The following is a 6,837-nucleotide window of genomic DNA, read 5'->3' on the forward strand; positions in this document are numbered from 1 at the left end:
AACATGCCAGCAATACCAACGACGAATTTGGCGAACCATTGTGCCCGAATAGGTTTCGCGTGGGCACCTGGCGTTGAGGTGTCAGATACCGCCGAGGCCGTGGATCAGAAGTGATACCCCAGCCACTATGCACATGGCTATCAGAATTTTCCGGCGGTGAGCCAACGCCCAATCGTGTACCCGCTGCACCACTGCTTGGGTTTTCGTCGGCGCCACCAGGTAGCTGATCAAGGTGAGTTCGACGATCGCCAGTACCCCGACTGCGAAAACCACGGCGACGATGATCTGTGTCGCCGTGGTGGCGCCCGACGCCACCAGGATCGCGATGAGGAACAGGCCGGCGTCCGGCTCGATTCCACCCAGAAGCAAGCCGATCACAAACGCGACCCACAGTGACCCGTGCTCCCATGCGTGGGCGGCCCGGGCCAGCAGCCGTCTGATCGGGGAGCGGCCGTCGGGCGCCGTGCCGTCGTCGGCCCGGCCCAGTAGCCGCGAGATGGGGTTCGGCGTCGGCGGATTGAGCTCCGCGGCAGCGGCGGCGCCGACGGTGGCCAACTCGCGTTCGCGCCGCCGAAGCAGCGGACGCGCCGCGATCAGCGCGGCAACACACAGGGCGAGTAGACCCATGCCGAGCTGAATGTGGCGAATGGTGGGGCTGCCCGCCACGCCCTCGGCGAATGATCTGAAAATCGGTGTGACGTGCAACAGCGTCAACGGAAGCACCATTGCCGGGATGCACCCGATGAGACACCCCGCCCAGTAGACGAGCAGGTTTTGCACCGGCCGGGGGCGAGAGATCACCAGAAGGGTGATGCCGAGTCGGATGGGGTTAAGGGCCACCAGCACCACGAGCGCTAGCACCGATCCCCACACGTATGGACACACTACGCGGTAGGTTCGTCGTCTGTGGTTCCTTTGAAAGTTGTTCTGTGGCGGACAGTCACAAGCGCTGGGAGATCTGAATGACGGCGGTTACCAGTGAATGCCGACTGTGCGATTCGACGGGTCCTCATCAAACGCTGGAAATTCGCGAGATGATGTTCGGGACTCGTGAGGTGTTCGAATACTTCACTTGCGCCGCGTGCGACACGTTGCAGATCGTGACCGTGCTCGAGGGTGAAGAACTCATGCGGCACTACCCCGCGACGTACTACTCCCACAACGGTGCGGGGCAGCCGCGAGTTCTCGAATGGCTGGTCAGCCAACGAGATCGGTTCAAACTCCGAAGTGGCGGAAGGGTTTTCGGATCAGTTATGACCGCGCCCGTGCCCGAGGGCATCTTCCGTGTGTTGCTCGGCGGGGACGCGGTCAGCATGCTCGCTCAGCTCGGAACCGAACGTGATGCCCGGATCTTGGACGTCGGTTGTGGAAGCGGCGCGTTGTTGGACAGGCTGGCCAGAGTCGGATTCGGCAGTTTGGTCGGCGCAGATCCCTTTATCGCCGCCGACGGTGAGTCACGTGCGGGCATACCGCTACTGAAGCGGTATTTAGCTGATGTGACAGGCGAATTCGATCTCATCATGTTCAACCATTCGCTCGAACACATGCCTGACCCGGTGGGCACGCTTCAGGTCGCCGCCCAGAAACTCGCTGCCGGAGGCATGTGTCTGGCCCGGGTGCCGACCACCTCGTCGGAAGCATGGTCCATGTACGGGGCTGACTGGGTGCAGGCCGATGCGCCTCGGCACATGGTCATACCCTCACGACACGGCATGGCGTTGGCGGCCGACCGGGCCGGGTTACGAGTCTCGCAGACGTTCGACGACTCAACCTTTGGACAATTCACCGGGAGCGAAGCCTATCGGGGTGATGTACCGGTGACCGATCCCAAGATCCTTACGATGTTCCGCCCCAAGCAGATCTGGGAGTGGGAGAAGCGGGCGAAACACCTCAATCAGCAGAACCGCGGTGACCAGACTGGCTTTGTTCTCCGAGCCAAATGACGGCGAGTTCTGGACGTGCTACCCAAATCTCTTGGATTTCAAGTCAATAGCGTGAATACCGGGTTATGCTGCCGGGCGGTTGAGCCGTGGCAAGGCTCCCGCTTTCATTCCGCAGCAACCCGGGAAGTGAAGGGCTGAGGTCCGCAATGAAATTTGTACTCTCATTTTATGGAACACGTGGTGATGTCGAGCCCGGTGTTGCTGTCGGCCGCGAACTGATGCGTCGCGGACATGACGTGCGCATGGTGGTGCCACCAGACCTTGTCACCTTCGCCGAGGCGGCAGGCCTTACGGCGATTGCCTGCGGGCCTGACGTACGGGTGTGGCAGGACGTGAACCGCGACTTCTGGGCGCGATTCCTGCGGAATTTCTGGAAGAACTTCTGGCGGATCGGGGATCTCAAGGAGCTATTGCGCGAGGACTGGCGGTTTCTCACGCAGTGCTGGCAGGACGTCAGTTCGACGTTGAGGTCGCAGGCGAAGGACGCCGATCTGCTCTTCACCGGGGTCCTCGGGGAGGAGTCAGCAGGTAACGTCGCGGAGTTCTATGACCTCCCGTTCGCCACGCTTCATGTATTCCCGATCCGGGCCAACGGCCAGCTCGTACCGGGAATGCCGGCACGGGTGGGCCGCTCGATCATGAAGTTTTCCGAGTGGCTCGGCTGGCCGCTGTTCAAGAAGCTTGAGGACCCTCAGCGTCGTGAACTGGGCCTTCCCAAGGCCACCAAACCTTCGCCGTGGCGGATCACCGAGCGCGGGTCGCTGGAAATCCAGGCCTACGACGAGGCCTGTATGCCAGGGTTGGCGGCCGAATGGGCGGAGTTCGGGGGCCGAAGACCGTTCGTCGGAGCACTGACATTGGACTTACCAACGGATTCCGATGACGAGGTGGCCTCCTGGATCGCCTCAGGAAAACCGCCGATCTGCTTCGGTTTTGGCAGTATGCCGGTCGAATCCGCAGACAAGACGCTCGCCATGATCAGTGCCGCGTGTGACGAATTAGGTGAACGCGCCCTGGTGTGCGCGGGCGGAAGTGATTTCGGGCATGTCCCTCATTTCGAGAACGTCAAAGTGGTTGCCGTGATGAATTACTCGACAGCCTTCCCCGCCTGTAGGGCAGTCGTTCACCATGGCGGTGCGGGTACCACGGCGGCCAGTCTGCGCGCGGGAGTTCCCACGCTGGTCCTGTCTACCGACCTAGACCAGACATTGTGGGGAGCGCGCGTCAAGCGACTGAAAGTGGGTACCGCCCGTCGGTTTTCCGCGACCACGGAGAAGACCTTGGTCGCGGACCTGCGCAGCATCTTGGAGCCGCAATGCGTGGCCAGAGCCCATGAGGCCGCGACTCGAATGACCAAACCGGCCGAAAGTCCGGTGGCCGCCGCCGATCTGCTGGAAAGTTTCGTCCGCCTCAAGCGGGCTGGCTGATGGCGGGACGTGTACCGGACGTAGCAGGCAGGTACCCGCGATGAAGTTTGTGCTGGCAAGCTACGGGACTCGTGGGGATATCGAGCCATGCGTGGCCGTCGGACGCGAGCTGATGCGCCGGGGGCACGACGTGTGCATGGCCGTCCCACCGGACCTGATCGGGTTTGTCGAGGCGGCCGGGCTTGCAGCGGTTCCCTACGGACCGGATCTACAGAATGTGTTGGACGCGCACCGCGAGTTCTGGACACACTTCTTCCGAAACTTCTGGAAGATTCGGGATCTGATCAAGAAGCGGCGCGAAGTGGTCGAGCCTTTTCTTCAATGCTGGAAGGACATCGTCGCCACGTTGGCATCGTTGGCGGACGGCGCCGACTTACTTTTCACCGGTGTCAACTTCGAGGACGCAGCGGGCAATGTTGCGGAGTACTACGACATTCCGCTGGCCACACTGCATTTCTTCCCGTTGCGCTCGAACGGCCAGTTCGTGCCGTTGCTACCCGCTCCGCTCGGCCGCTCCGCGATGAAAGCGGGGGAATGGCTGGCTTGGCAGAATGCCAAGAAGGTTGAGCACGTACAGCGCGGCGAATTGGCGTTGCCGAAGGCCGCCCAACCCTCTCCGTGGCGGATTACCGAGCGCGGCGCACTGGAAATTCAGGCCTACGACGAGATCTGCTTTCCGGGGCTGGCGGCCGAATGGGCGGAATTCAGGCCCCGGCGGCCCTTTGTGGGCGCGTTGACATTGGACTTACCAACGGACTTCGATGACGAGGTGGCATCGTGGATTTCCGCGGGGACGCCACCGATCTTTTTTGGTTTCGGTAGCTTGCCTGTCGAGTCTGCCGAGAAGACACTGGCGATGATCAGCGCGGCCTGTGAGGAGTTGGGGGAGCGGGCCCTGGTGTGTGCTGCCGGTACCGATTTCGGAGTCACCCCCTATTCCGGGAACATCAAAATTGTGGGCGCGATGAGTTATTCGGCGGCCTTCCCCCAGTGTCGCGCCGTCGTGCATCACGGCGGGACGGGCACCACCGCCGCGGGCTTTCGTGCCGGGGTACCCACGTTGATCCTTTCCACAGACCTCGACCAGACGCTGTGGGGAGCACGCGTCAAACGACTGAAAGTGGGTACTGCCCGGCGCTTTTCGGGCACGACGGAGAAAACCTTGGTGTCAGATCTGCGGGCCATCCTCGATCCGCAATGCGTCGCCAGAGCCCGTGAACTGGCTGCCCGCATGACCAAGCCCACCGAAAGCGTAGAGACCACAGCCGATCTCGTGGAGGGCTTGGCCACGTCCTACCGTTGTGGGTCGCGTAGCTGACCGGTGCCGTGGGCGCCGGCGGGGCAGGTGGGTGCTACCGCCGGCCCGCAGGTCCTGATTGCCCGAACCCTGATGGACCCGCCGCGATGTGGCACGAAGGTGACGTGCTTAGCCTGCTGCTTTTCGTCGGGTGCGGTGGTGGTGCTCAGCTCGACGCGCCGCAGGATCTCGCGCAACACGATCCGTATCTCCACCATGGCGAAAGTGGCACCGAGGCACCGGCGATTGCCGCCACCGAACGGCAGCCAGGTGGTCGGGCTCAAGGTGGTGCCGATCATCCGGTCCGGGTCAAATCGCTCCGGATCGGGGTATACCGAGGCACTCGCGTGCACAAGTCCGATTGCCGGGTCGACCATGATGCCGGCCGGCAGTCGATAGCCGCCCACGTCAACGGGTTCCTTGAGGACTCTGCCCGAGCTGAAGATCACCGGCCGGATCCGCAGGGTCTCCTTCACCACCGCATCGAGGTACTCGTCACCTGCCGGATCTCCCTCGGCACTGGCATCGGCTGCTTGCACCGCCTTGGCAAGCGCGGTGGGGTAGCGGGTGAGGCGCTCCAGCACCCAGGATAGTGCCGTTGCCGTGGTCTCATGCCCCGCCGCGATGGAGGTCAGAAGGTGGTCACGCAGTTCTTCGTCGGACATGGTGCGGCCGTCGTCATCGGTGGCACGGACGAGCATGGCCAGCACATCGGTGCGTTCGGCCAGGTTTGGATCGGCGCGGCGCTCGGCAATCTCGGCGTAGAGCAGGGTGTCGGTCTCCGCCATCCGCCGACCGACCCCGCGCCATGGCCAGTAGCGCCGAAGGCCCGGATTGGTAATCGCCGGTGTCTCCCACGGCTTCATGTAGAGCAGACGCGGCACGACCTTGCGCAGGGCAGCCAGTCGCGCTGGATCGGAGGCGCCGATGACAGTTCGCAGGATCACCTCGAGCGTGATGTCGGTTGTCCGGGGAGCAACGGGAAAGTCCTCGCCGACCGGCCATTCGGCGATGTTTGCGGCGGCGATCTCGGCCATCTGTGCTGCCTGGTGTGCGACGGCATCGCGATGGAACGCGGGCATCAGGAGACGGCGCTGATCATGGTGTTCGTCCTCGTCGAGGACAAACAGAGAACTGTCGCCGAGGAGGCCTCGGAAGAACCAGTGTGCTTCGCCGGAATGGAAGACCCGGGGGTCACCGGCGTACACCGTTTTGATGTCGGCGGGATCCGCAAGGTATACAACCTTGCCCGACAACGGAATACGCAAGGTGAACATGTTTCCGTAGCGGCGCTGGCAGCCGGCGAGAAAGCGTAGGCCGTAGCTCGCCATCAGTATGGACTGCACCGCCAGAGGCAGCGGAGGTCCGGGCGGCAGTGCGATTTTCGCAGTTTTGCTCACGGTGCGTGATCCTAAGTACTAGACGGTATTCCAGCTCATATGCCGACGGCCCCGACGGCGACTGGCGCGAGTTTGCCTGTCTCGGATAATGACTCGGTCTGGGGCGCTACGGTGCCTGTCAACGGTACGAGTGTTGGGCCCGGCGTGCGGCACTTTCGGTGGTTGGGCATGTCGATCTGGTTCCGGGGGCCTCGCGTGGACCACCTTGCGGCCCAGGGAATCTGGTCACGCGCAATACCTCGTCGAGCATCTCGCGGTGCGTGCCACGCGTCTTACAGCAAACTGTGAGACAACCGGCGTTGTCTGTGTCGCGGCTTGGGTGGCTAGCTGTTCACGCCCGGTTTGGTCACGACTAGCAGCCAATTCGGCTCTGCCGCGGCGGTCGGGTTGGGCAATCCTGTTAGGCGCCTGCCGTTTCCAACTGGCGAGTAGCAAGTATCGGAGATTTCTCTAAAAACGTGCATCGGCGCAGTTTTCTCGGCTAGTTTTAGAACAGGTTCCACTTATCTGCGTGGATGGTTTCGGGAGAACTGTTGAGCATCAATCCATTTGACGACGACAATGCCAGCTTTTTCGTGCTGGTCAACGATGAGGAACAGCACAGTCTGTGGCCGGCCTTTGTCGATGTTCCGGCTGGTTGGCGAGTGGTTTTCGGCGCCGCGGACCGCGCCGCTTGCCTGGACAACATCGAGCGGCAGTGGGCCGACATTCGGCCAAAAAGCCTGCGCGAGAGGGTGGCACAGGGTCGGACTGTTGATCAATAAGCATCG

General features: G+C 62.4%; 6 protein-coding genes. 4 read left to right on the forward strand and 2 right to left on the reverse strand.

Annotated elements, in window-relative coordinates:
• Positions 1–81: 81 nt before the first annotated feature.
• On the reverse strand, positions 82–873 hold the full coding sequence (locus tag BKG76_RS12085; RefSeq protein ID WP_070937847.1) for a GAP family protein: 792 nt from the start codon (positions 871–873) through the stop codon (positions 82–84).
• Positions 874–962: 89 nt separating this feature from the next.
• Here BKG76_RS12085 and BKG76_RS12090 point away from each other — a divergent pair, with 89 nt between their 5' ends.
• From BKG76_RS12090 to BKG76_RS12100, 3 genes are all read left to right on the forward strand, one after another.
• Positions 963–1,943, forward strand: coding sequence for a class I SAM-dependent methyltransferase (locus BKG76_RS12090; protein ID WP_070937848.1), 981 nt, complete (start codon positions 963–965; stop codon positions 1,941–1,943).
• Positions 1,944–2,089: 146 nt separating this feature from the next.
• The gene (locus BKG76_RS12095) at positions 2,090–3,370 is read left to right on the forward strand and encodes a glycosyltransferase (protein WP_070937849.1); all 1,281 of its coding nucleotides are present in this window, start codon (positions 2,090–2,092) and stop codon (positions 3,368–3,370) included.
• A 40-nt stretch (positions 3,371–3,410) separates the two neighbouring features.
• Positions 3,411–4,688 (forward strand): glycosyltransferase, encoded by a 1,278-nt coding sequence (locus BKG76_RS12100; RefSeq protein ID WP_070937850.1) that lies wholly within the window; start codon positions 3,411–3,413, stop codon positions 4,686–4,688.
• Here BKG76_RS12100 and BKG76_RS12105 read toward each other — a convergent pair.
• Positions 4,664–6,067 carry a cytochrome P450 gene (locus tag BKG76_RS12105; protein WP_070937851.1) on the reverse strand — a complete coding sequence of 468 codons (1,404 nt, stop codon included), beginning with the start codon at positions 6,065–6,067 and terminating at the stop codon, positions 4,664–4,666. The two genes, BKG76_RS12100 and BKG76_RS12105, sit on opposite strands and share 25 nt — an antisense overlap.
• 533 nt (positions 6,068–6,600) lie before the next feature.
• Here BKG76_RS12105 and BKG76_RS12110 point away from each other — a divergent pair.
• Positions 6,601–6,831, forward strand: coding sequence for an MbtH family protein (locus tag BKG76_RS12110; protein WP_070939170.1), 231 nt, complete (start codon positions 6,601–6,603; stop codon positions 6,829–6,831).
• Positions 6,832–6,837 lie beyond the last annotated feature (6 nt).

Source organism: Mycobacteroides franklinii (assembly GCF_001853795.1).
In the GTDB taxonomy this organism is placed as follows: Bacteria; Actinomycetota; Actinomycetes; order Mycobacteriales; family Mycobacteriaceae; genus Mycobacterium; species Mycobacterium franklinii.

Bases quoted from the DNA above. Each gene is read 5' to 3' on its own strand.
- BKG76_RS12100 (WP_070937850.1), top strand. From the start codon at position 3,411: ATGAAGTTTGTGCTGGCAAGCTACGGGACTCGTGGGGATATCGAGCCA.
- BKG76_RS12095 (WP_070937849.1), top strand. From the start codon at position 2,090: ATGAAATTTGTACTCTCATTTTATGGAACACGTGGTGATGTCGAGCCC.
- BKG76_RS12090 (WP_070937848.1), top strand. From the start codon at position 963: ATGACGGCGGTTACCAGTGAATGCCGACTGTGCGATTCGACGGGTCCT.